The 22,426-nt window shown below is 39.0% G+C and carries 24 protein-coding genes; 17 read left to right on the top strand and 7 right to left on the bottom strand.

Annotated elements, in window-relative coordinates; translation table 11 throughout:
* The 5 genes from AAV98_RS20755 to AAV98_RS12730 form a co-directional block, all read left to right on the top strand.
* Positions 1 to 188 (top strand): hypothetical protein (locus AAV98_RS20755; protein WP_231687743.1); only part of this gene is annotated, 188 nt, incomplete at its 5' end.
* 416 nt (positions 189 to 604) lie between these two features.
* On the top strand, positions 605 to 1,051 hold the full coding sequence (locus AAV98_RS12710) for a TlpA family protein disulfide reductase (protein ID WP_060665946.1): 447 nt from the start codon (positions 605 to 607) through the stop codon (positions 1,049 to 1,051).
* Positions 1,052 to 1,180: 129 nt separating this feature from the next.
* Positions 1,181 to 1,609, top strand: coding sequence for an Hsp20/alpha crystallin family protein (locus AAV98_RS12715; protein WP_060665947.1), 429 nt, complete (start codon positions 1,181 to 1,183; stop codon positions 1,607 to 1,609).
* A gap of 248 nt (positions 1,610 to 1,857) precedes the next feature.
* Positions 1,858 to 2,265 (top strand): spore germination protein GerPC, encoded by a 408-nt coding sequence (gerPC, locus tag AAV98_RS12725; RefSeq protein WP_060665949.1) that lies wholly within the window; start codon positions 1,858 to 1,860, stop codon positions 2,263 to 2,265.
* Positions 2,265 to 2,561 carry a hypothetical protein gene (locus AAV98_RS12730; RefSeq protein WP_060665950.1) on the top strand — a complete coding sequence of 99 codons (297 nt, stop codon included), beginning with the start codon at positions 2,265 to 2,267 and terminating at the stop codon, positions 2,559 to 2,561. The genes gerPC and AAV98_RS12730 overlap by 1 nt, the downstream gene beginning before the upstream one ends.
* Here AAV98_RS12730 and AAV98_RS20280 read toward each other — a convergent pair.
* Both AAV98_RS20280 and AAV98_RS12735 read right to left on the bottom strand, forming a co-directional pair.
* Entirely contained in the window at positions 2,558 to 2,704 is a 147-nt protein-coding gene (locus AAV98_RS20280; RefSeq protein ID WP_156317756.1) for a hypothetical protein, read from the bottom strand. The genes AAV98_RS12730 and AAV98_RS20280 overlap by 4 nt on opposite strands.
* Positions 2,705 to 2,813: 109 nt before the next feature.
* Positions 2,814 to 3,059: a hypothetical protein gene (locus AAV98_RS12735; RefSeq protein WP_060665951.1), complete on the bottom strand. Its 246-nt coding sequence runs from the start codon at positions 3,057 to 3,059 to the stop codon at positions 2,814 to 2,816.
* Positions 3,060 to 3,287: 228 nt separating this feature from the next.
* Here AAV98_RS12735 and AAV98_RS12740 point away from each other — a divergent pair, with 228 nt between their 5' ends.
* The 6 genes from AAV98_RS12740 to AAV98_RS12765 all read left to right on the top strand — a co-directional run bounded on the left by AAV98_RS12740 (position 3,288) and on the right by AAV98_RS12765 (position 10,387).
* Positions 3,288 to 4,490 carry a M20 metallopeptidase family protein gene (locus AAV98_RS12740; RefSeq protein WP_060665952.1) on the top strand — a complete coding sequence of 401 codons (1,203 nt, stop codon included), beginning with the start codon at positions 3,288 to 3,290 and terminating at the stop codon, positions 4,488 to 4,490.
* Between the two features lie 12 nt (positions 4,491 to 4,502).
* Positions 4,503 to 5,807, top strand: coding sequence for an amidohydrolase (locus AAV98_RS12745; RefSeq protein ID WP_060665953.1), 1,305 nt, complete (start codon positions 4,503 to 4,505; stop codon positions 5,805 to 5,807).
* Positions 5,808 to 5,849: 42 nt separating this feature from the next.
* Positions 5,850 to 7,163, top strand: a complete 1,314-nt coding sequence (locus AAV98_RS12750; RefSeq protein ID WP_060665954.1) for a hypothetical protein — start codon at positions 5,850 to 5,852, stop codon at positions 7,161 to 7,163.
* A gap of 160 nt (positions 7,164 to 7,323) precedes the next feature.
* Positions 7,324 to 8,856, top strand: a complete 1,533-nt coding sequence (locus tag AAV98_RS12755) for an AbgT family transporter (RefSeq protein ID WP_060665955.1) — start codon at positions 7,324 to 7,326, stop codon at positions 8,854 to 8,856.
* Positions 8,857 to 8,956: 100 nt separating this feature from the next.
* Entirely contained in the window at positions 8,957 to 9,223 is a 267-nt protein-coding gene (locus AAV98_RS12760) for an HPr family phosphocarrier protein (RefSeq protein ID WP_060665956.1), read from the top strand.
* A 174-nt stretch (positions 9,224 to 9,397) separates the two neighbouring features.
* Complete coding sequence (locus tag AAV98_RS12765) at positions 9,398 to 10,387, top strand: acyltransferase family protein (protein WP_060665957.1); 990 nt, start codon at positions 9,398 to 9,400, stop codon at positions 10,385 to 10,387.
* Between the two features lie 462 nt (positions 10,388 to 10,849).
* On the opposite strand, the gene AAV98_RS12770 is transcribed toward AAV98_RS12765, so the two are convergent.
* Both AAV98_RS12770 and AAV98_RS12775 read right to left on the bottom strand, forming a co-directional pair.
* Positions 10,850 to 11,302 (bottom strand): VOC family protein, encoded by a 453-nt coding sequence (locus AAV98_RS12770; RefSeq protein WP_060665958.1) that lies wholly within the window; start codon positions 11,300 to 11,302, stop codon positions 10,850 to 10,852.
* A gap of 148 nt (positions 11,303 to 11,450) precedes the next feature.
* A complete protein-coding gene (locus AAV98_RS12775) occupies positions 11,451 to 11,732 on the bottom strand; it encodes a hypothetical protein (RefSeq protein ID WP_060665959.1) in 282 nt (93 codons plus the stop codon).
* A gap of 96 nt (positions 11,733 to 11,828) precedes the next feature.
* Between AAV98_RS12775 and AAV98_RS12780 the strand changes: the two genes are divergently transcribed.
* Together AAV98_RS12780 and abc-f are read left to right on the top strand one after the other, a co-directional pair.
* Complete coding sequence (locus AAV98_RS12780) at positions 11,829 to 12,275, top strand: NUDIX hydrolase (protein ID WP_060665960.1); 447 nt, start codon at positions 11,829 to 11,831, stop codon at positions 12,273 to 12,275.
* A 373-nt stretch (positions 12,276 to 12,648) separates the two neighbouring features.
* Positions 12,649 to 14,373 carry a ribosomal protection-like ABC-F family protein gene (gene abc-f / locus AAV98_RS12785; protein ID WP_060665961.1) on the top strand — a complete coding sequence of 575 codons (1,725 nt, stop codon included), beginning with the start codon at positions 12,649 to 12,651 and terminating at the stop codon, positions 14,371 to 14,373.
* Positions 14,374 to 14,455: 82 nt separating this feature from the next.
* Here the strand turns inward: abc-f and AAV98_RS12790 are convergent, their stop codons facing one another.
* On the bottom strand, positions 14,456 to 15,130 hold the full coding sequence (locus tag AAV98_RS12790; RefSeq protein ID WP_060665962.1) for a LysM peptidoglycan-binding domain-containing protein: 675 nt from the start codon (positions 15,128 to 15,130) through the stop codon (positions 14,456 to 14,458).
* 158 nt (positions 15,131 to 15,288) lie between these two features.
* Entirely contained in the window at positions 15,289 to 16,320 is a 1,032-nt protein-coding gene (locus tag AAV98_RS12795) for an NAD-dependent epimerase/dehydratase family protein (RefSeq protein ID WP_060665963.1), read from the bottom strand.
* 326 nt (positions 16,321 to 16,646) lie between these two features.
* Here AAV98_RS12795 and AAV98_RS12800 point away from each other — a divergent pair, with 326 nt between their 5' ends.
* Positions 16,647 to 17,843 (top strand): MFS transporter, encoded by a 1,197-nt coding sequence (locus AAV98_RS12800; RefSeq protein WP_060665964.1) that lies wholly within the window; start codon positions 16,647 to 16,649, stop codon positions 17,841 to 17,843.
* A gap of 318 nt (positions 17,844 to 18,161) precedes the next feature.
* Positions 18,162 to 19,223 (top strand): ribosome small subunit-dependent GTPase A, encoded by a 1,062-nt coding sequence (rsgA, locus tag AAV98_RS12805; protein ID WP_060665965.1) that lies wholly within the window; start codon positions 18,162 to 18,164, stop codon positions 19,221 to 19,223.
* Positions 19,224 to 19,308: 85 nt separating this feature from the next.
* Here the strand turns inward: rsgA and AAV98_RS12810 are convergent, their stop codons facing one another.
* Positions 19,309 to 20,097 (bottom strand): alpha/beta fold hydrolase, encoded by a 789-nt coding sequence (locus AAV98_RS12810; protein ID WP_060665966.1) that lies wholly within the window; start codon positions 20,095 to 20,097, stop codon positions 19,309 to 19,311.
* 298 nt (positions 20,098 to 20,395) lie between these two features.
* Here AAV98_RS12810 and AAV98_RS12815 point away from each other — a divergent pair, with 298 nt between their 5' ends.
* Positions 20,396 to 21,373, top strand: coding sequence for a S66 family peptidase (locus tag AAV98_RS12815; RefSeq protein WP_060665976.1), 978 nt, complete (start codon positions 20,396 to 20,398; stop codon positions 21,371 to 21,373).
* 40 nt (positions 21,374 to 21,413) lie between these two features.
* Positions 21,414 to 22,151 carry a YwaF family protein gene (locus tag AAV98_RS12820; protein WP_082380884.1) on the top strand — a complete coding sequence of 246 codons (738 nt, stop codon included), beginning with the start codon at positions 21,414 to 21,416 and terminating at the stop codon, positions 22,149 to 22,151.
* Positions 22,152 to 22,426: the final 275 nt, after the last annotated feature.

The raw sequence follows: 22,426 nt of genomic DNA on the forward strand, positions 1-22,426 counted from the left end.
TATTTGCGGAAATCAACAGCGGTGTTTTAAAAAATTATAAAATCATCGACTTTTTCAGTGGCCTCCTCCGTTGCGGGGTCTCACCTGTCTCTTCCTCCTGCAGGGGACTACGCGCCTTCCACTACAATCAACAAGGTGGCTACATTAACCTGAAGATTTATAAAACGGTATTTACACGGATCAACTGAAATAGCATAAACTTTTCTTCCTCTTAGTTTATAGCTGTTGATTGGAGCAAAAGGCGAAGACTCCTCGAAAATGCTACGCATTTTCTTCGTGCGATGGATCGCTGCCTAAGCCTTCCTTGTCCTGAGGGAGATAGTGGTAGCTTGAGACCCCTCAAGCGTTGCGAGGAGGCTCAAGCACCGCCCCTAGGAAAGCGAAGCCATTTGCGGAAATCAACAGCGGTGTTATAAGAAGAAAAACCAAGTAACAAACGGGCGTTTCTGCTCGTTTTTTTTGTTTTTAAAGCATTTTATTTTTACTATCTATTGATAATTAGTATAATCTGGTTGACAGAAAATAATGATATGAATATAATATAAAAGGTGCTAAATAATAATAATTATAAAAAGATAACTCGTATAAAAAGGGAGAGGTAATAATGAAATTAAGAGAGCAAATGCCCGAACTCACAGGCGCGACAGAATGGATCAACGAAGAAGTTAAGATGGACGAGCTAAAAGGAAAAGCAACCCTTATCCATTTCTGGTCCGTTAGCTGTCATCTATGTAAAGAAGCAATGCCGGAAATTAATGAACTGCGTGACGATTATGACGACGACTTAAACGTCATTGCAGTACACATGCCACGTTCTGAAGATGACCTTGATAGTGGTGTAATACGTTCCATGGCAATGGGTCACGACATAACACAACCGATTTTTGTAGATAGTGAACATAAACTGACAGAAGCCTTTGAAAATAAATACGTACCAGCTTACTACGTATTTGACGAAGAAGGAAAACTTCGTCATTTCCAAGCAGGCGGAAGCGGAATGAAAATGCTGAAAAAACGAATTAATCGCGTATTAGGCATAGAAGAAAAATAATAGTGACAAACCAACAGGTAAAGAGGAACCGTAAACATGGTTTCTCTTTTTTGTCCGAATAAAAGCAGGAACGTCCTACATATACATAGTTAAAGAATACTAAGGAGAATTCTGTTGGGGAGGAGGCTGATGAAAAAGAAGCATACAAACCCATGGGAAACAATGAATGATAAAATTGATGAAGTATTAGGAGATAAGTTTTGGAAAGACATGCTACCGGTTATCCCAAAGCGAGTCCCTCTTATCGATATTATGGAAACAGAAGACAAAGGACTAATAATAATGGAACTTCCCGGGTTGAACTCTACGGAAGACATCCAAATCTCCGTTAAAAACAATCAGCTTTTTATTAAAGGAAATATTCCATATCCTTACCCAGTACCAAGAGAAAACTTACTCCAAGGGGAACGGTTTTTTGGTGACTTTCAGCGGGTAGTTCAAATTCCCTTCTCGTTCATGCCAGAAAAACTGGTTGCACAATATAAACAAGGATTACTCACACTAATATTTCAAAAGAATGCACAAGATGTTTCAGTAGAAATAGATTTTATTGAATAATAGTACGTTGAGAGGTGAGGGCGGGTTGAAATTTGAGGTAAAGGATTTCAAAGTGGACATAATGATGAATTCATCGTCTTTAAATAAAGGAAAAAACGTCAGTTGGAATACAAAGTCAATCCAGAACGAAAATCAAGGCTTTGGAATATTATCAGGTGAAAAAAACTCAATACGTCAATCAAGTAATACCGTGAAAAGCCAAAGTAGCGGCACCGAACATACATCTTCCTAAATGGTTGTGATGATCCATGTCTAACACTGATGAGTTGGAAAAGAGAGTTCAAGACTTAGAAAAGAGAATAGAGCTGCTTACAACACTTGTTAAAAGGATAGGTGATTCAAGGAGACAGGATGTCCACTATCATGTTCAGACGCTAGAGATCGGCAATGCTCAGATAGAAAAGCTTGACTACCATCTCGATAGCATCTCAATAGAACAGCTTAGCGGTACATTAAATATTGGAAATAATTTTGACGCAAAAGATGAGACTTCCCTTCAGAAACCAACGTTAAAAAAGAAAGAACAAAAGAAAGTAGTCCCTACTTATCGTCCTTTAAGGAAAAAGCATAAACAAGAAGAGGAAGATCAGCGCATAAGTGTAATAAGTAGTAAAAGTGGATTTTCTGTAAAAATAAATGGGAAGGAGGAAATTTAATGTCTGATTATTCCCCTAATTTTTTTATAGGTAGCATCCGGATTGGTGTTGTAGAAAGCGCCTCATGCATCAATATGGGCAATAACTATCCATCACAGTTTCAAAGTCATAAAAAACATAACCAGGGAGTAGGAAACATAAGTGGTGATGAAAATGATATTCATGGAACAAAAAGCCAGGTTAGTGACTCTTCCTTTATTGATTTGTTTGAGCAATCAGATTCGCAAGAACTTCCTCAATGGCTGCAGAATGTGATAAAAGAAGAGGAAGAACAAGAGGGAGAAGAAACCGTTTAACTACTAGAACTATCCTGAATGGGCATATCCACTATATCAGGATCGTGGACAATGTTAATGTTCGAATCAGAATGGTTATCTACTCCTGCTATTAATCCAAACCCCATATTTGCTTTTTGGTAGGATCTCCAGTTAGCCTGCATGTTTTCCCCTGTAAAAACACCAGAACAATTCATAATGGATATGACTTCTATTTTATCAAGCAGAATATGAATATGCGCCGAATGCTTCTTTTTCAGAAAAAGCCCTCCTTTAGAATTGTGCGGTCGGTTGTGGATTGTTAATTTCCGGATTGGCAATAGGCGTGTCAACACCGTCTGCATCAAATACTACGTTACAAAGATTTGTAACTGCTACCGCTCCTATCTCAATTCCATTCCCCATGTTTAGTTTTCCTTGTGTGGTCCAATCAGGCTGGTTGTTCTGACCTGTGGCAACGGATGAACTTTGGCTAATACTGTTAACATTAATTTGATTAAAAATGATGGAAACTGGCAAAATGAACCCTCCAATCCATAGCCTTTTCAGACTTCTTATATGTAGCGTATTCCTAAAAAAACAGAACGTGAACAAAGAATTTAATTAACAGAAAATAATAAATATTCATTGAAATTAAACAGAAGTATGATAGTATGTTATTACGGAATAATTAAGGAATAATTCCTTTAATAGTCGGTCATTAAACTCTGAACATAGAAGGCTCACGTGAAAGGAAGTGCTACATAGGTGTCCTATACAATACCGGTAGTAGACGAACTATTACTAAAGCAGTTAATTGCATTCAGGAGAGACCTTCACCAGTTTCCTGAAATCAGTGGTGAAGAGTACGAAACCTCTCAGAAAATCCAGGCAGAGTTGAGTAAACAAGGCATCCAATTTAAAGCAGGGTTTGCCAAGACAGGTATCCTTGGAATTATTAAAGGTGCAAAGCCTGGTCCTACTATTGCATTAAGAGCGGATATGGATGCGCTACCGATTACCGAAAAAACAGATTTGCCATTTGCTTCTCAAAAAACTGGAAGTATGCATGCATGTGGACATGATGCCCATACAACCATGCTTTTAGGAGCTGGAATTTTATTGAATGAATACAAAAATGAGTTATCTGGAACGGTTCTACTAGTCTTTCAACCTGCAGAAGAAGCCTCGCCAAATGGTGGCGCTAAACCAATGATGGATGATGGAGTGTTTGATGAATATGTGCCTGACGTGATTTTTGGACAACATGTTTGGCCGGATCTTCCTGTAGGTCAAATAGGGATCCGGTCTAAAGAAATGATGGGGGCAACCGACCGGTTCAAAGTTGTGATTAACGGTTCTGGTGGTCATGCGAGCATGCCACATCAAACAAATGATGCCATTATAGCTGCTAATCACGTGGTGACCATGTTACAAACTATCGTTAGCAGGAATGTGAATCCTATCGATGCAGCTGTGGTAACAGTAGGAAGAATAGAAGGTGGATACAGATATAATGTGATAGCCGATACAGTAACGTTAGAAGGTTCCATTCGCACCTATAAAGAAGAAACAAAAGCAAAAGTAAAAAAAAGATTTCATGAAGTAGTGAATCATGCCGCAAAAGCAATGGGGGCTACCGCTGAAATTGAATATGTTGATGGGTATGAAGCGACCATCAATACACCTGAGTGGGCTGAGGTTGTCAAAGAAACAGCGATGGATTTACTGGGTAATAAAGAGGCAACACCCAGTGTGGACCCTTCACTTGGAGGGGAAGACTTTTCTAGATTCTTGTACCATTATCCAGGCGCATTCTTCTGGCTAGGCTCTGCCGTAGAAGGAAGAGAAGTCCAAAAACCTCTCCATGACCCTAATTTCGAGTTTAATGAAAAAGCTCTGCCAATAGGTGTGAACATGCTCGTTAAAATCACAATGAACGCTTTGGAAAAACTGCAAAGAAAAAACTAGGAGGCGAAGAAGATGGCTTTAGAGGTTTCTGACTATGTAACAAGAGTGTCAGATTCGTTGATTTCCTGGCGTAGACATTTTCATAAGTTTCCAGAACTGGGTTGGACCGAATACGAAACAACCTACTTTATTGGAAAAGAACTCGATAAGCTTGGGTATACTTTGTACACGGGGAAGGATGCCCTGGTGTCGGAAGAAAGAATGGGTGTTCCAACTGTTGATGACCTTCGTCATGCTGAAAATAGAGCTTTTAAAAACGGGGTTCCTACAGAGTGGATAGCTAAAATGGAAAATGGCCATACTGGATTGGTTGCAAAACTTGATACAGGAAAACCAGGAAAGCATATCGTGCTTCGCTTTGATATAGATGCACTTCCGATTTTGGAAAATAAATCGTCCATAAAAGACCATTTTCCAACTTCACAGCAATTTGCCTCATCATATCCAAACGTAATGCACGCATGTGGCCATGATGGACATGCAGCAATTGGACTTGGTGTAGCGACTTTTCTTGCATCCTATCAAAAAAAGTTATCAGGAACCTTTACCTTGCTTTTTCAACCTGCAGAAGAGGGAAGCAGAGGGGCAAAAGCTATGGTGGAAAAAGGTTGGTTGGATAATGTAGATGTATTCTTAAGTGGGCATATCGGAATTACTTCCATGCCGATTGGAGAAGTGGTAGCATCTGCACATGGGTTTCTAGCTACATCCAAACTTGATGTTTTATTCAACGGGAAATCAGCACATGCAGGTGTAGAACCCCAAGAAGGAAGGAACGCCTTACTTGCTGCTGCCTCCGCATCCTTACACCTACACGGTATCCCAAGGCACTCAGGCGGTGAAACGAGAATAAACGTAGGCAAGCTTGAAGCAGGGAATGGTAGAAATGTCATCCCGGACCATGCTGTCATGTCATTGGAAACGCGGGGGGAAACAAGTATCCTCAATCAATACATGGAGGACGAAACCATTAAAATCATTAAACATTCCGCTGCTATCTATGGTGTGGATTGTGACATTCGGATAGTGGGTAAAGGCGTAGAAGCATCTTCAGAGCAAGGATGGAAAGAGTTCTTAAAAGACGCAACCAAGAACACCCAGCGTGTAAACAATGTAATAGAGACGTTGCCACTTAAGGCATCAGAGGATGCAGCATATATGCTCAACCATGTTAGAGACCGAGGAGGGAAAGCCACTTATTTCATCTTTGGAACCCCCCTTGCAGCAGGCCATCATCATCCATTATTTGATTATGATGAGAAAGTACTCGAAGTGGCACTTGACGTATATATATCCTCTATTCAATCTTTATCCTAGCATAGAAAAGTGAGATCTATTTGCTTTATTTGAGGTGAAAAAGTGAAAGTTAAAATAGGTATTATTGGTCCAAGCGATTCAGTTGAAAGAATTATGTTGGTAGGAAAGGAATTTAGAAATGTAGATTTGTTTTCTTTTCCTTACATCTCTTTAGACGAAATTAACCTAATAATTAACAACAACAAAGGGTCAGTGGACCAATGGATGTTTTCTGGTCAAGTGCCATTCACGTATGCGATGTCGCAGAACCTCCTTGAAAAAAAAGAGGGTGGATTCGCCGAACTGTATGGTTCTAGCTTTTTAGGGACCTTATTGGAAGCGCAGATAACAGAAAATAAGATTCTTGAAACTGTGAGCCTTGATACAATTAGACAAGACAGAATTGAAATGAATAGAAATTTCTTCTCGCTTCAAGCGATCAACTTTCATTCCTATTCTTACGATGGCATTGTACCTGTAGAAGACTTAGTTTCTTTTCATCAAGAGCTATATGAAAATAAGAAAATAGAAGTAGCATTTACTTGTATCCAAGCGGTTTATAGACAACTGAAGAAACAAAACATCCCATGCTATCGTGTCATTCCTTCTGATCTTGCGATATTGTCTACATTAGAAATTCTAATAGAACGCGCACATTCATTACGATATAGAAAATCCCAAATTGCCATTCTTGGTGTTGAAGTCATTCATACTAAAGCCTCCCTTGAAGAAATGCACTACTCTCATAAAATGAAAATTAAGGAGCTTGAGTTAAAAAGATTAATGCTTCGATTTGCAGAAGAGGTGAATGGTTCTTTTGTTCAATTTGGAGACGGGCTTTTCTTTCTCTTCACTACAAGAGGGCAGCTTGAATGGCATATTGAAGGAGACTCACTGCTACAATTGGTAGAAGATATCAATGTACAAAGCGGACTGAAAGTAAGGTTAGGACTAGGGTTTGGAGAGACGGTACTTGCTGCAGAAGAAAACGTTCGCCAGGCCTTTCACCATGCACGAGAAGAAGGGTCATCCACACTTGTCTGTGTTAATGAGGATCGGGAAGTTACTGAATTCTTTGGATCCACAGAAAAGCTTTCCTTTCAATCTCGCTCTCTAGGGGTTGAGTGGGAAGAGAAGCTGAAAGATCTTGCTATTAGCCCAACCATCGTATCAAGAATTAAATCATTGGCACACTACTATCAAAAAGATGTCGTAACATCACAAGATTTAGCGAGTTGGTTGAAAAGTACAGAAAGAAATGCAAGACGAATACTTAGTGAATTGGAACGGTCTGGGTTGATAAAAGTATCCGGGGAAGAACAATCAGGACACCGTGGAAGACCAAGAAAAATATACAAACTATCGTTTCTGAAATAGGTGGGGAGTCTTTGTTAGATTTCCCAGTTCTCAAAAACAATTAAAATGACTGAAAATTTATTTTATTATAAATGTAACGAATGTTGTGATTGAAAATACCCACAAATTATAATAATTTTCGGAACAAAAAAGGAACTATACCTTAAAAGGAGTGAGAAAAATGAGTCAAACACAAACACAGCAAGAGAATTCTACCTCGATACTTGATAGATTCTTAGGAGGTGTCGAGCGCATAGGAAATAAACTACCAGACCCTTTTATGCTATTTGTCTATTTATCTCTTTTTATCATTGGCGTCTCCTTTGCAGTCAACCAATTTGGAGTAACAGTTGAACATCCCGGAACTGGGGAGGAACTAGCAATAAAAAGTTTATTGTCGGGGGATGGTATTGAATTCATCTTAACTTCCATGCTGACAAACTTCACGGGATTTGCTCCTTTGGGTCTAGTGTTGGCAATGATGCTCGGAATAGGACTTGCTGATAAGGTCGGGTTAATTGAAGCTGGTATCAAAAAAACCATTTTAAATGCCCCAAGAGCTTTAATCACTTATGCGGTGGTTGGTACTGGTATTCTCGGAAATCTTGCATCTGATGCGGCGTTTGTTATTGTACCTCCTCTTGCTGCAATGATCTTTTATACAGTAGGCAGGCATCCACTTGCAGGTCTTGCAGCCGGTTTTGCGGGTGTAGGTGCCGGGTTTACAGCAAATGTGATCGTTGCTGGAACCGATGCATTATTGTCAGGGATTGCAACAGAAGCCATAAAACCTTTTGATGAGTCGTTAATCGTCACACCAGTGGACAATTATTATTTTATGGTGATTTCTGTGTTTATCCTTGCTATAGTAGGTGCTTTAATTACAGAAAAAATTATTGAACCGCGTCTTGGAACATATACAGGAAAAGTTGACAAAGAACTAGAAGAACCTAATCCACTTGAAAGCAAAGGGTTAAGAAATGCAGTTTTGGCAGGAGTGGCGTATTTAATACTTTTGGCAATTGGAGTATTTTGGCCTGATTCCATTTTAAGGAATGAAGACGGTGGACTGGTTCCTTCTTTGTTCCTGACAGCAATTGTCCCCATTACTTTATTCTTCTTTATCGTAGTAGGCGTTGCTTATGGAATAACCGTCGGGAAAATTAAGCATACTGCTGATGTGCCAAAATTGATGACAGAATCCATGAAAGATATGGCAGGATATATCGTATTAATATTCGCTGCGGCCCAATTCATTGCATACTTTAACTGGTCTAACCTTGGAATTTGGATTGCTGTTAACGGAGCTGGATTCCTAGAAAGCATGAATTTAACAGGGATTCCCGGAATTATTGGGTTTGTCATTCTAGCGGCAGTATTGAACTTAATCATTTTCAGTGGATCTGCTCAATGGGCACTCATGGCTCCAATCTTTATTCCGATGTTTTGGATGCTAGACTATCATCCGGCTTTCATTCAGGCGGCTTTCCGTATTGCTGATTCTTCCACGAATATCATTACCCCATTAAATCCTTATATTATCGTCGTCTTAGCGTTTATGAAAGATTACGATAAAAAAGCAGGTCTTGGAACTCTAATCGCCTTGATGTTGCCTTACAGCCTGATATTCTTGGGCGTCTGGATTATCTTACTTGTTATTTTTGCGCTAGGCGGCATCCCGATTGGACCTGGTGTAGAGATGATGATAAAATAAGTTCCTCTTTAGGCAAAAGTACTATTTTACGAAAATTATTCATGAAGTCATTTCCCCTCACATACCTTATATAAATTTGGTATTGTGGGGGAATTTTTTTATGGTATCTAAGCAAATAACAGTCGCACTTGAAAACGGTCTTCATTCTAAATCAGCTCACTACTTTGTGGAGAAAGCAAGTAGTTTCGTTTCAGAGATACGAGTAATTAGGCACAATAAGGTCATTGATGCTAAAAGTTTTCTCGGTCTATTGTCTTTAGGAATATCAAATGGTAGTGTCGTAACGGTGAAAGCGGAAGGATCGGATGAAAAAGAAGCAGTAGAAAGGCTGACTAGGTTTTTAAAAGGAGAAGACGAATTGTATTGAAAGTAGCAGGTGGATGCAGAGGTCCATCTGTTTTTTTGTAATAAGAAAGGAAATTTTTACATTCCTCAACGGACAAGTTCATGTTATACTCTTCGAATGAATATATGTCCATGTTTATGTGATGCATAAATGTGGGTAAATACCTTCGTATAACTGGAAATGGAGGAGAACACCATGAAAACTCGCGATTCCTTCTTTGATAATGCGAAGTTTATCTTGATTTTTCTTGTAGTATTTGGACATATCATTTCGCCGTATCGAGCAAATGATGAGTGGCTTGTGTCCATTTACCATTTTATTTTTATTTTTCATATGCCGGCCTTTATCCTATTAGCCGGACATTTCAGTACCAACTTTCATAAAAAAGGCTATTACGTAAAAATCATAACGAGATTATTAGTGCCGTATTTAATTTTGCAGACTATCTATACGTTGTTTTACAGTCAGCTTTATGCTGATCCATCTATGACTTTGGAATACTTCACACCGAGATGGGCAATGTGGTTCTTATTGAGTATGATTGCCTGGAAACTGATGTTGCCCCTGTTTGGGAAACTAAAAGCGAAATATAGTATTCCATTGGCGATCCTATTAGGTGTTGTAATCGGTTTTGTAGATATTCCAGAAAGATTCTTAAGCTTGGATCGAACGTTTTATTTCTTCCCATTCTTTTTGATAGGGTATTATCTAACGAGAACGAACTTATTTGAGAAATTGAAAAACGGTGCTTACCGTGTTCACGCTTCGGCGTTTCTTGTCGTGTTGTTTGCAGGAATCTATATTTGGTTAGGCGGCATTGACGGAGCGAGTATTCTTTATGGAACATACACGTTCTCCTCTGTGACCGATATGCTTATGCGTATTGGCATATATGCAGGGAGCATGCTTGTTACCATTGCATTTTTCGCATTAGTGCCTAAAGATAAATATATCTTTACTGGCATTGGAAGAAGATCGTTTTATGTGTATATCCTACACGGTTTTATTATCAAGTGGTTTTTTGAAACGAGTTTCGGCCAAGCTGTCAACTCGCCTGCAGGTTATATGCTGCTTGTGTTATTGAGTATTCTGGTGACAGTAGTTACAGGAAATAAATATGTGGTTAAAGCTATTCAGACGCCTTTTGGGTATCTGAGGCAAAGTTTGTCGTTGAAGAATGGATAATGATTGGAGCCGCTCTGGTAACTTTTATGGTTGCTGGGGCGGCTTTTTAGAATGGAGTAGTACATACGGGGTCTGCTTTTGGCGCTTTTTTAAATAGTAATAAACTCATTAGGGCATGCAGGCTGCAGTTTTAAAAAAATGGTGTATTTTTTAAGGAAAATAGATGCTTTATGGATGTGAAAAAATGGTTCGGACAAAATTCTCCTTGCTTCGGACATTTAAACATTTAAAAACTGAAAGTTCGGTCAAATCGCTGTGAAGTTCGGTCAACTTTTACCTGAGGTTCGGTCATTTAGATTTTTGGTTCGGCCAAATATCGGAAAACTTCGGACAAATTTTTAAAAACTTCGGCCAAATATGCGGAATCTTCGGTCAACTTTCAAAAATCTTCGGACATTTGCTATCGACAGCTTGAAAATTAACAAGCAAATAACCTCAGCTTCCTACTCTCCCCAGTAGTAATTAGCCCAACTTTTCCCACTCGCTCAAATGTAAGACACCTAATTCTGGTTTGGGTTTTTGGTCAAGCAGAGCAAGGTACTCCAAGCTATTGCCGTCCGGATCTGAGAAATAATAACAGGCAGCGGGCATCCATGCGTGGACAACGGGTTCGCTTGCGTCCAATCCAAAACTAGAGGAAAGCGAAATACTTTTTGCCTGTAAAAATTCGGGGACACTTCTCAACTGTTCAAGCGTCACCTTAAAAGCAAAGTGTGAGCGAACAAACTCATGCTCTTTTACCTCCCAAACTCCAAGCATCTGCTGCTTCTTTTCTGCATCACCTAAGAAGAAAAATGCCACTCTCCTATCCTCTAAAAAGTAAGCAAGCTCCAATCCTAGACTTTTGTAGAATCTTACCGCCGTTTCCAAATCAACCGTTTTCACATGCGTTTCATATAATTCCGTGCTCTTCATTGAAAATAACCTCCTGATAATTAGGAACTACTTTTATTATATTAGGAGTCTATCAACCTGACTTCCGGAATAAGTGCGAAAATCCCATACAACTTTAGACGGAAAAAGCACACAACCTTATGTGGTTATGTGCTTGGGTTACACTATTTTATGGAGTTTGTTTTTCTAATTCTTTTGCCGCAATTTTGACAGTTCGGTAGTTGTTCACAACCCAGATACCGAACAACGATAGAACGGTGGACATCGTAATAATTGCAGGCAATAGATCGGTAAGTCTTGCAAATAGACTATATAAGATCCCAAAACTGACCATTGTTAGGATAACACTGACAAAATGAACTTTATTGTTCAGGTATGCCATTAATCCGCCACCTGAAAAAACAAGCATGCCTAACAAGAATAGCGCAATCATTGGAAAAAGATATTCCATGTCTTGCATAACCTCCGTTATGATGGTTTCTGTTTCTTTATGTATAGTATATCATAAAAATGAGAAAAGATTCAGATAATGGAGAGTAGGACGTTTATGAAGGTGAGACAAGCAGTTGGTGCAATTGTAAGAGTAGGCAAGGAATACATATTAATACTAAAAACAAAAATAAATACGACAGAAGGCAAAAAGGTAATCCAGGGTGAATGGGATTTTATCAAAGGTGGTGTAGAGAAAACGGATTCTACTCCTTGCGAGGCTGTCCTGAGAGAACTGAAGGAAGAAACAGGAAAGGACACCTTTTATGTTATAAAAGAATATGAAGAAAAAATAAGCTTTAATTTTCCTCAAGGTATTGCAGGTAAGGTCGGATATGATTCCCAAGTGACAACCATGTTTCTTATGGAGTATAAAGGGGATATCAAAGATTGGTTGCCACAAGATGACGAGATCGGTGAGATCGGTATTTTCAAAAAAGAAGAAGTGCTGAGAAAGCTTGCTCACGAGGAATCAAGGGAATATTTTAAAAAACATTGCTTATAATTGCGATTGACAATTTTGAAAAGGGAAAATATACTAATAATGCAAGACTATACGAGAAAAGGAAGGTACAAGATGCGATGTGGAATTAATCTATTTCTTAGGAGTGAACTCATGTGATTAATAAAATGAGGAACCTGGAGAATTGGATTAGTCTGCCCATTTTTACCTGCCATAAGTATCGGTGTACAGTTGCTTCGCTATCCATCAATGGATTAGTGTTATTTTGTGATACTTACTTGTAGAATAGGCATTGTTTGCATATGCAATCGACTTTTCTTTTAAACCTCTCCAGGATTCTGGGGAGGTTTTTTGTAATGGTTGATACGATGGCTGCTCATTTATAAATAAAAAATCAATAATGAGGTGCATATGTATGACAATGTTACTACAAGTGAAACAAGTGAATAAAAGTTTTGGCGATCGGGATATTTTAAAGGAGATTTCCTTTGATATAAGGAATGGTGAAAAGATAGGGTTGGTCGGTTGGAATGGTGCGGGGAAGACAACGTTGATGAAGTTAATGATGGGAACAATCAAACCGGATTCGGGAAGTATTTCTAAATTTTCAGCTTCATTAAAGATTGGGTATCTTCCTCAAACCACCGATTATTCTCTTAATACAGATGAAGAAATGATGGAGGAAGCTAAAGGTCTCTTACGTACGGCAAGTGAGTTGGGACTGGCAAAATCCATTACATGGGATAAAGTCTCCAACGACACTTTAAGCGGTGGCGAGAGACTGAAGTTGGCTTTGGCAAAAATCTGGACGCAAACTCCGCAACTGCTTTGTCTGGATGAGCCGACTAACCACATGGATATGAAAGGTGTGAACTGGCTAATATCCGAACTGAATATGTTTACTGGTGCAGCGATCATCATCTCTCATGATAGATATTTCTTGGATAAGACGGTTTCTAAAATTTATGAAATAGAAGATTGTAAGTTAATGGAGTATGAGGGGAATTACACAGCGTATCGCCAAGAGAAACAGCGTCGTCACGATCAGCAAACCCGAGACTATGGGAAGCAACAACGAAAAATTAAATTGATTGAAGATCAAGTTGCCAACTTGAAACAGTGGTCTGAAAAGGCGCATAGAGAAGCAGGGAAGAGGGATAATCCTGGTGAGCGTAAACAGATGGGCTTAAAAGAATTTGAACGGGTAAAAGCAAAGAAAAAGGATAACCAAATTAAATCAAAGACAAAAAGGTTGGAACTTGAACTATCCAAACATAAAGTGGAAAAGCCGCGGGAAGAACTCCAGGTCAAATTTGAATTTGAAACGGACGGAAAAAGAGGTAAAAGAATTCTGGAGGCCAAAGGGCTAACCAAGGAGTTTGGAGATCGACTTCTCTTTGAAAAAAGTCATTTTTATGTGAAGCATGGAGAGAGAATAGGGTTGATTGGTGAAAATGGTGCGGGGAAAACCACGTTTATCAAAATGCTATTGGAACAAGAATCTACAACTAAAGGTTCCCTGTGGAAAAGCGCTTCCTTGAAAATTGCCTATCTAAGCCAGGAAGTCAGTGACATGCCATCCAATCAAACTGCAATGGAATATTTAGACCTGAATGGGTGGGAACGTGTTTCAAAGGCTCGGACGATTTTTGCAAATATGGGGATGCACGAGGAAAAGCTCAACAAACCACTTATTACCTTGAGCCTTGGCGAGAAAACAAGAGTGAAGTTGGTTCATATGATCATGCAGGAATATGATGTTTTAATCCTCGACGAACCGACCAATCATCTGGACCTACCAAGCAGAGAACAGATGGAAGCCACCTTGTCTACTTTCACTGGTACGCTCATCGTTATCTCCCATGACCGCTATTTTATTGAGAAGCTATGTGACAGGCTGCTGGTGATTGAGAATAAGAGAATAAAACGAGTAGAAACTGGTCTAAAGGAGTATGAGGAGAGTAAAAAGAAAGACGCTTCCTCTACTGTTAAAGAAACTAGAGAGAAGGTTGCAGTATTAGAGGCAAGAATTACGGAATTGCTAGGGAAAATCAGTATGGTGGATAGGGAAAGTGAAGAATATTTCACCATGGATGAAGAGCTATTGAAATTGATGCGATTAAAGAAGGAATTAGCATAAATTAATGAAAAAAGAGGCTGACATTAGGATTGACTATTTCCTTAATGTCAGCCTTTTTATATTATTCCGTTTCTTCATTCACTTAATTGAGTCTCAATTTTTGTCCTGAATAAATGGTGTTGGAAGTAAGCTCATTAAGTTTTTTTAAGGTAACCACTGTTACTCCATATTTCTTAGATAAGGAATACAAAGTGTCCCCTTTTTTTACTGTAATGGTGAAGCTCTCAGGAGAAGGGGAGAGGTAGATTTGTTGGCCGATCTTTATGGTGTCAGAAGTTAGATTGTTCCATTCCTTTATCTGCTCTACCGAAGTGTTAGACTTTTTGGCTAAGGAGTAGAGTGTATCCCCTTTTTTCACTTCCTTAATGACAGGAGCTTTAATTAGTAATTTTTGACCGGTATAAATATTGTCATAGCTTAACAGATTCCATTCTTTTAATTTCTCTACGGTAGTTCCATAAGTTTCGGCAAGTGAGTAAAGTGTGTCGCCTTTTTTTACAACGATGTCACTTACTTCTTTAATGATGAGCTTCTCTCCAGCAATGATCTTAGAACTTGTTAAATCATTCAATTTTTTGAGTTCATCCATGGTGACATTGTACTTCTTAGAAAGGCTGTACAGCGTATCCCCTTTTTTGATGGTTATTACCTCATTAGTATTTGTAGCAAATGCTGGTTCAAAGGATGAGAAACCAAGTGCACCCGAAAGTCCAAGTGTAATAGCTAAAGCCAGCGCGGCTCTTTGATGTTTTTTCATGTTGAACACTCCCGTTTAGTAAATTTGTTTACACTTACTTTGACGTTGTTGGTTGAAATTTGTCGCTTGTACATGAAAAATAGGTAAGCCCATTTTATTTATGTTGAGAATGAAAAAAGCCTGCGAGTACTACCATCGCAGGCTTTCTAACATATGATTTAGGCTCTCGTTTTCCATGCATTCAACACATTTTGTTCTTTCTCTTTATGAATTCCCGCTTTTCGCTCTTCCTCTCTTCTTGATAATTCAAAGTCCAGTACATCCCTTACCGTTTCTTCTAATGGTCGAACCTCCAATCTGTGCTCCAAGGCTTTCTCCATATTTATAGAACTTGCCCCGCGCCAAGGCTCACTGCCCTCTACAAGTGGATGCTCTTCTGGAATCCAAAGTGGCATTTCTGTCCAAGGTGCAACTTGTTGTTCCAATAAGAAACTTTCTTCTGCCCAGATAAAATTCGCGTCTGAAACTGAGACCTTTTTACAAGTGGACAGGTAATCCTCCATTGTTGCAGGGGTTGTTGGTCCTGTTACGTTAAAAGTACCAGTTATTTTTTCATCTGCCATTTTCAGTATCCATAGCGCCATATCTCTTGCGTCTATATACTGAATTTCTCTCTCTTTTCGCCCTGGCGCCAACACTTCGCCGCCTTCAGCTACGCGATTAACCCAATAGGAGAAACGATCAGAATAATCATATGGTCCAACGAGAAGACCAGAACGAACATGCAATACTTTATTAGGCATATTTTCTTCAGCGGCTCGCTCACTTTCTGCTTTCAACGCACCATAATGGGCATTAATCTGCTCTTGTGTTCCATAGCCTATTTCTTCTATCTCTTTTTCTGTTAAGAATTGTATGGGATAATCCTCCTTAATATTAGCGGGTATCCAGTCTTTGTAGACTGAAATGCTTGAGATAAAAGTATAGTGTTCTACTTTATCCGCAAGCACCTTGGTGGATTCAGCTAAAGCTTTCGGAGTAAAACCGCACGTATCAATGGCCACATCCCATTTCCCAGCTTCAAGAAGGGAAAGGTCTTTATTGCGATCTCCTACAATACATTCCACCTGTGGAAACAAATCAAGATGATTTCCACGATTGAACATCGTCACTTCATGGCCTTGCTTTAACGCTTCTTCTATGATAAACCTGCCTAAAAAACGCGTACCGCCAATCACTAAAATTTTCATATGTAGGCCTCCATTAATAGGTTATAGTAAGCTAATTCTCTATAACTGACAGATAATCCTCTTTTCTGCAAAATAGCTCCAAAAATTCTGGAGTATTATGCAACCTTTTCTTGGCAGAGAAGATTACTCAATCGCCCGATTATGTTTTCGAATCGCCTGTAATCTTCAATTATCGCCCGATACTTTGGAAAAACCGCCCGATTAATATTTTGTTGTAAATCCAATCAAGAATAACATCTTCCATTGACACCGCCCTCCAAAAATCATAAAATACTAAAGTTGAATTAGTAAGTGGCCCGAAATAAATAAGAGGAAGAAGTGACAAAATGGCACCTGAACAACGAAAAAAAATGATGATCCTTATGATAAATATGTTTATTGCAGTAGGGAGTTTTGGGATAATAATTCCTATTCTTCCGGCATACCTTGATTCCATAGGACAAGGCGGATTGGCTGCTGGCCTCATGATTGCCATATTTGCCGGTGCGCAGTTCGTCATGTCACCACTGGCTGGGAAATGGGCTGATCAATATGGACGACGAATAATGATTATTCTCGGGTTGGCGGGATTGACTTTATCGATGTTCGTTTTTTATGGATTTGATTCTGTTTGGATGCTTTATTTTTCACGTGTTATAGGAGGGATAGGAGCAGCCCTGTTAATTCCTGCCCTATTTGCTTATGTAGCGGATATTACCACGATGGAACACCGCGCGAAGGGGAACAGTTACATTTCTGCTGCCATGTCATTAGGTATTGTAATTGGACCTGGGATTGGCGGGTTTTTAGCTGACTTTGGATTAAAAACTCCTTTGTTGGTCTCTGCGTTGATTTCGCTCGTCGCAACAGTTTTCTCCATTCTTGTGTTAAAAGAAAGCAGAGAAAAGGAAACGATAGTGAATCAAGAAGAAAATCCAGAGCCGATGATCAAAAAGCTGGCTTTATCAGTGAACAAACCGTATTTTATACCACTTATCATTACGCTAGTGATGAGTTTTGGACTAATGGCGTATGAGTCTGTTCTAGGATTGTTCATTGATAATCAATTTGGGGCAACCCCACAGGAGATTGCGGTAATGATAACTGCTACAGGAATAATCAGTGTAATTGTTCAGCTTTTTATCGTTGATCGAATTGTGCGTGCGATTGGGGAAGGGAATGTATTAAACATCTTTTTATGTGTAGCGGCAATTGGTTTCTTGGTATCATTATTTGCATCTAGCTATGGCGTATTTTTTGGAGTCACCTTAATTATCTTCTTGGCAACATCTATTTTGAGACCTGTCATCAATACATTAATTTCGAAGTTGGCAGGCAATGAACAAGGCTTTGCCATGGGGATGAACAATGCGTATATGAGTATTGGAAACGTCTTGGGGCCGACACTTGCAGGAATTCTTTATGATGTTAATATCATTTATCCTTTCATCTTAGGATTATTCGTTCTGAGTATAACTATTTTAGTTTCTGCTACATGGCAATCCAATCAGAAAAAAAGATTGGCTCAAGTGGAAGCGAATTAAATTCTTTTAAGAAAATTCAGATAGCCTATTTACTTTTAGATAATAATACCATATGATTGTAAATGTAATGAAAATGAACGGAAGCGAGGGATGTTTTATGAAAAAGTTAATGGTAATGAACCTAAATCAATTAAATAATAAATCACAGCCCTTGCATGGAAACCGTTAAATTAATCTGTTCCTTTACCGATGAGATTGTAGATTTCCATGGGGCTGTGACGTAGCGTCTCATGGTTTATAAATGTACTCGTAAAAGACCGTGCGAACGGTCTTTTTGTTTTACCAAAAAATATCTACTTTCCATTAGGAGGAAACACATTGAAAAGAAATCAATTAGGTTGGAATGAATGTTTAAATAATGCTTTTATTGAATATGAAGAACAAGGATTTACAGTGGGCAGAGTGATGCTTGAACACAAAAGGTTGTACAGAGTGGAAACAGACCATGGTGAGTGCCTTGCAGAGGTTTCAGGTAAGTACCGTTTTGAAGCGTTAACTCGCGAGGATTACCCGGCTGTTGGAGATTGGGTTGTATTAAGTGAACGTCAGGAAGAAGGCAGAGCAACAATCCACGCCTTGTTACCGAGGTTTAGTAAATTTTCACGAAAAGCTGCAGGCTTAACCACGGAAGAGCAGATTGTCGCAGCAAATGTGGATACTGTGTTTCTTGTGCAATCCTTGAACTATGATTTTAATCCAAGGCGATTGGAAAGATATTTAGTGATGGCTTGGGAAAGTGGGGCTAACCCAGTGGTTGTTTTAACCAAAGCCGATTTGTGTGAAGATGTTACAGGGAAAATTACCGAGGTGGAAGCAGTTGCCTTTGGTGTTCCGATTCATGCAGTAAGTGTAAAAGAAGAAACAGGATTAGAAGAACTGGAACCATATTTTGCTGAGGGAAAAACAGTCGCATTGTTAGGTTCATCAGGAGCTGGTAAATCCACGTTGACGAATTATCTTCTGGGGGAAGAGAAGCAACTTATTCAAGAGGTTCGTAGTGATGATGACAAGGGGAAACATACGACAACATACCGAGAGTTATATATGTTGCCTACTGGTGGTCTTGTATTGGATACCCCTGGTATGAGAGAGCTTCAATTATGGGAAGCAGATGGCGCGATCAGTCACAGTTTCCAAGATATCGAAGACTTAGCAGAGCAGTGTTATTTCAGAGACTGTAAGCATGCCAATGAACCCAAATGCGCAGTGCGGGGAGCGATTGAAGAAGGTACGCTGGAAGCCGCGAGATATCAAAGCTATGTAAAACTGCAGCGGGAACTTGCATATTTGGAAAGAAAAAATGACAAGCGTGCTCAGCTTGCGGAAAAAGAAAAGTGGAAGAAAGTCACATCCGGAGTACGCGGCGGGAAAAAGAAATAAGGTAGATGGGCCACAAGGTGCGAGTTTGGTGCCTTGTGGTTTTTATTTAACATAAAAAAACTGGAGAGTGGGGACCTCCAGCTTTTTATGCAGTAATTCTAATCTTATCCACTCGTTTCATAAAAGAAACGGCAAGATCATTAAATTTTTCGCTTTCTTCAATATTACATACATGCCCACATTTCTGTATAACTTCTAATGTGGAGTTTTCTTCCTGTTTCACATATTCTCTTGTATTGCTTAAAAACATATGATCTTCAGAACCGGATATATATAGCTTTGGAATCGTATTCTTTAATGCTTTCAACCGATCGTATGTGGTGTACCCGTTCAGACCAGAAAGGACCCATCCTAAATAGGTTTCTTTGGAAAGTTTATAAGCCTCTTTAATGAAGGCTTTTCTTGAATCTGAGTGATTCTTCTTTGGTAGAAGTACCCTGGCAAAGATGCGATAAGGTACCATATGTGGCAGTATTTTTCTCAGAGGATAGAATACGGACAGTCGGCAAAGAAACTCTCCCCATTTTTTCAGCTTAGGTGTTGCGCCGCCAAGTACCATAGACTTAATGAAAGATGGTTTACGGAGCGCAATTTCCTGCATGATGATGGTTCCAAGAGAAATGCCAACAAAGTGAGCGGATTCAATTTTCAGTTTATTCATAATGCCAATCGTCTGTTCAGAGGAATACTCAAAAAGATCTACGCCATTAGGATATGGAGACTTTCCATGACCAGGCAGATCTAGTAATAGAATATTATATTCAGCGCGGAAAGCTTTCAACTGCTTATAAAAAATCGAAGAATTTCCACCAAACCCATGAAACAGCACAATCCACTCTTTCGACGAAGGATGAGTAAGCGTTTTATAATACATAATAGTCCTCACTTATTTTGCATATTTCAAATCAACAATCAATACCCAAAAAACCTAATAAAAAAACTTGTAATACCAAGTATACACATACCACACACCGTTTCTCAACCTGCAAATTCTTACTATTTTGTGAAGAATGAAAAAAGGGGTCTGACCCCTTTTATTCATTTTATGCATAAATATTCTTATTCTAGCAAAGTTTTATTTTTGTGGTGATTTTCTGGAAAGTTATAGTAGTTTTGTGGGGTTGTTTGGTAGAATAGTAGGTAAATGGTTTTTGATGGAGGTTTAGGGAATGATGGTACCAGAAAGGCTTAAAAAAGGGGATGAAGTAAGGGTTATTGCACCTTCTACTTCTCATTCTATCCTGTCAAAGGAAAATATGGAGTTGTCGACCGATAGGCTAGAACAATTGGGACTAAAAGTGACATTTGGAAAGCATATCAATGAATCAAACAGTTTATATACGTCCTCTATTGAATCACGAATTGAGGATCTCCATGAGGCATTCAGTGATAAGAATGTTAAGGGGGTATTGACCTCTATAGGGGGGTACCAGGCAAATCAGCTATTATCCTATATTAATTATGATCTTATTAAAGAGAATCCAAAAATCTTTTGCGGGTTTTCTGACATCACTGCATTAGGGAATGCGATTTATGCAAAAACTGGTCTAGTCAATTATTCAGGTGTTCATTTTTCTTCTTTTGGTATGGTAAAAGGATTCGAATATACTTTAGAATACTTTAAGAAGATGTTACTTGATGATACAACTTGCGTAGAAATTGCTCCATCTAGAGAATGGAGTAACGATACCTGGTATATGGATCAAGAGAATCGAAATTTTTATCCAAATGAAGGCTATTTAATTATCAATGAAGGGGAATGTGAGGGCATAGCAGTTGGGGGAAACCTGTGTACTTTGAATCTTCTGCAAGGAACTGAATTCATGCCTAGTTTGGAAGATTCTATATTATTTATAGAAGATGACAAATTGACGTGCCCGAAAACGTTTGATCGTGACTTGCAATCTCTCATTCACCAACCAGGCTTTAACGGCGTTAAAGGAATTGTGATAGGTCGTTTTGAAAAAGTGTCCAATGTTTCAAACGAGCTGATTCAAACGATCATTCAAACCAAAAGGGAGCTTTCCCACATTCCAGTGGTGGCGAACGCGGATTTTGGTCATACAAGTCCGATGTTCACTTTTCCAATAGGAGGGAAAGTAACTTTACAAGTGAAGCAAACAGAGGTGAAGATAACATTGCATAAATAGTTTTTCCAAAAATGTTCTCTCAAATGGAGGTCCAGTGCAGATGTTTAGTACTTATACTGATCCGGAAGGTTATATGGAAGGGTCACTCCTTTTTACATCTTCCCACCTAGTAAGTTTATGTGTAACTTTAGGACTCCTTCTTTTTCTCTTTTTAGTCAGAAATAGGTCTTGGATGAAGGCTGGTGGAGGATGGGTAATAATCTTTGGACTTGCTGGATCAGAGATATTGCTTAACTATTGGTATTTCACTACGAACATGTGGGATATTCGTGACACGTTGCCTCTCCAATTATGTTCTATTAGTCTTTACCTTTGTATTTGGATGCTCCTGACAAAGCAGAAAATGGTGTTTGAAGTGGTGTATTTTTTGGGTGGCGGGGGTGCCCTGCAGGCATTATTAACTCCGGAACTGTTTTATGACTTTCCGCATTTCCGATTCTTGCATTTCTTTATTGCCCACATATCTATTATTTTGGCAGTATTTTATATGGTATGGGTTGAAAAATTCCGGGTTAGTTTTACTTCCGTTTGGAAAGCATTTGCTGCATTGAATGTTATAGCTGTTGTCGTGTTTTTTATGAACAGACTGACGGGAGGAAATTACATGTTCCTCGCGAAGAAGCCTACCAATGCAAGCTTAATAGACTTTCTAGGTCCTTATCCTTGGTATATCCTCACTCTGGAACTTGTTGTGTTGGTGATATTTTTCCTACTATATGTTCCATTCTTTATTCAGGAAAAAATCAAAGGGAAGAGGCATGAAAAAGCCAAGGAATAAATTGTATTTTGATGCTCCTATTAGACAGTTTACCTATATATGAAGGCTCTTCGGTAAATTAGGGCTCTTCTTTTCAACTATTGTCCTATTTATGAGAGGCATTCGGTAAAATAACCACCTTCAAAAAACAAGTTTCCACACAATAATAAACAAAACCGCCCCCAATCTAACACGGGAGCGGTTTTATTAATATTTCCTAATCGTCTTCATTACGTATTTATACACACCGAAAAAGATTAAAGAAAAAACGACAACAATTAAGACATCAATTAAAA

The organism is Bacillus sp. CHD6a (genome assembly GCF_001293645.1).
Taxonomy (GTDB): Bacteria; Bacillota; Bacilli; order Bacillales; family Bacillaceae_I; genus Sutcliffiella_A.

What these genes read in the sequence shown, in the direction of transcription:
- AAV98_RS12710 (WP_060665946.1), top strand. Translation starts at nt 605, where the DNA reads ATGAAATTAAGAGAGCAAATGCCCGAACTCACAGGCGCGACAGAATGG.
- AAV98_RS12715 (WP_060665947.1), top strand. Translation starts at nt 1,181, where the DNA reads ATGAAAAAGAAGCATACAAACCCATGGGAAACAATGAATGATAAAATT.
- gerPC (WP_060665949.1), top strand. Translation starts at nt 1,858, where the DNA reads ATGTCTAACACTGATGAGTTGGAAAAGAGAGTTCAAGACTTAGAAAAG.
- AAV98_RS12730 (WP_060665950.1), top strand. Translation starts at nt 2,265, where the DNA reads ATGTCTGATTATTCCCCTAATTTTTTTATAGGTAGCATCCGGATTGGT.
- AAV98_RS20280 (WP_156317756.1), bottom strand. Translation starts at nt 2,704, where the DNA reads ATGCAGGCTAACTGGAGATCCTACCAAAAAGCAAATATGGGGTTTGGA.
- AAV98_RS12745 (WP_060665953.1), top strand. Translation starts at nt 4,503, where the DNA reads ATGGCTTTAGAGGTTTCTGACTATGTAACAAGAGTGTCAGATTCGTTG.
- AAV98_RS12755 (WP_060665955.1), top strand. Translation starts at nt 7,324, where the DNA reads ATGAGTCAAACACAAACACAGCAAGAGAATTCTACCTCGATACTTGAT.
- AAV98_RS12760 (WP_060665956.1), top strand. Translation starts at nt 8,957, where the DNA reads ATGGTATCTAAGCAAATAACAGTCGCACTTGAAAACGGTCTTCATTCT.
- AAV98_RS12765 (WP_060665957.1), top strand. Translation starts at nt 9,398, where the DNA reads ATGAAAACTCGCGATTCCTTCTTTGATAATGCGAAGTTTATCTTGATT.
- AAV98_RS12770 (WP_060665958.1), bottom strand. Translation starts at nt 11,302, where the DNA reads ATGAAGAGCACGGAATTATATGAAACGCATGTGAAAACGGTTGATTTG.
- AAV98_RS12775 (WP_060665959.1), bottom strand. Translation starts at nt 11,732, where the DNA reads ATGGAATATCTTTTTCCAATGATTGCGCTATTCTTGTTAGGCATGCTT.
- AAV98_RS12780 (WP_060665960.1), top strand. Translation starts at nt 11,829, where the DNA reads ATGAAGGTGAGACAAGCAGTTGGTGCAATTGTAAGAGTAGGCAAGGAA.
- abc-f (WP_060665961.1), top strand. Translation starts at nt 12,649, where the DNA reads ATGACAATGTTACTACAAGTGAAACAAGTGAATAAAAGTTTTGGCGAT.
- AAV98_RS12790 (WP_060665962.1), bottom strand. Translation starts at nt 15,130, where the DNA reads ATGAAAAAACATCAAAGAGCCGCGCTGGCTTTAGCTATTACACTTGGA.
- AAV98_RS12795 (WP_060665963.1), bottom strand. Translation starts at nt 16,320, where the DNA reads ATGAAAATTTTAGTGATTGGCGGTACGCGTTTTTTAGGCAGGTTTATC.
- AAV98_RS12800 (WP_060665964.1), top strand. Translation starts at nt 16,647, where the DNA reads ATGGCACCTGAACAACGAAAAAAAATGATGATCCTTATGATAAATATG.
- AAV98_RS12810 (WP_060665966.1), bottom strand. Translation starts at nt 20,097, where the DNA reads ATGTATTATAAAACGCTTACTCATCCTTCGTCGAAAGAGTGGATTGTG.
- AAV98_RS12815 (WP_060665976.1), top strand. Translation starts at nt 20,396, where the DNA reads ATGGTACCAGAAAGGCTTAAAAAAGGGGATGAAGTAAGGGTTATTGCA.
- AAV98_RS12820 (WP_082380884.1), top strand. Translation starts at nt 21,414, where the DNA reads ATGTTTAGTACTTATACTGATCCGGAAGGTTATATGGAAGGGTCACTC.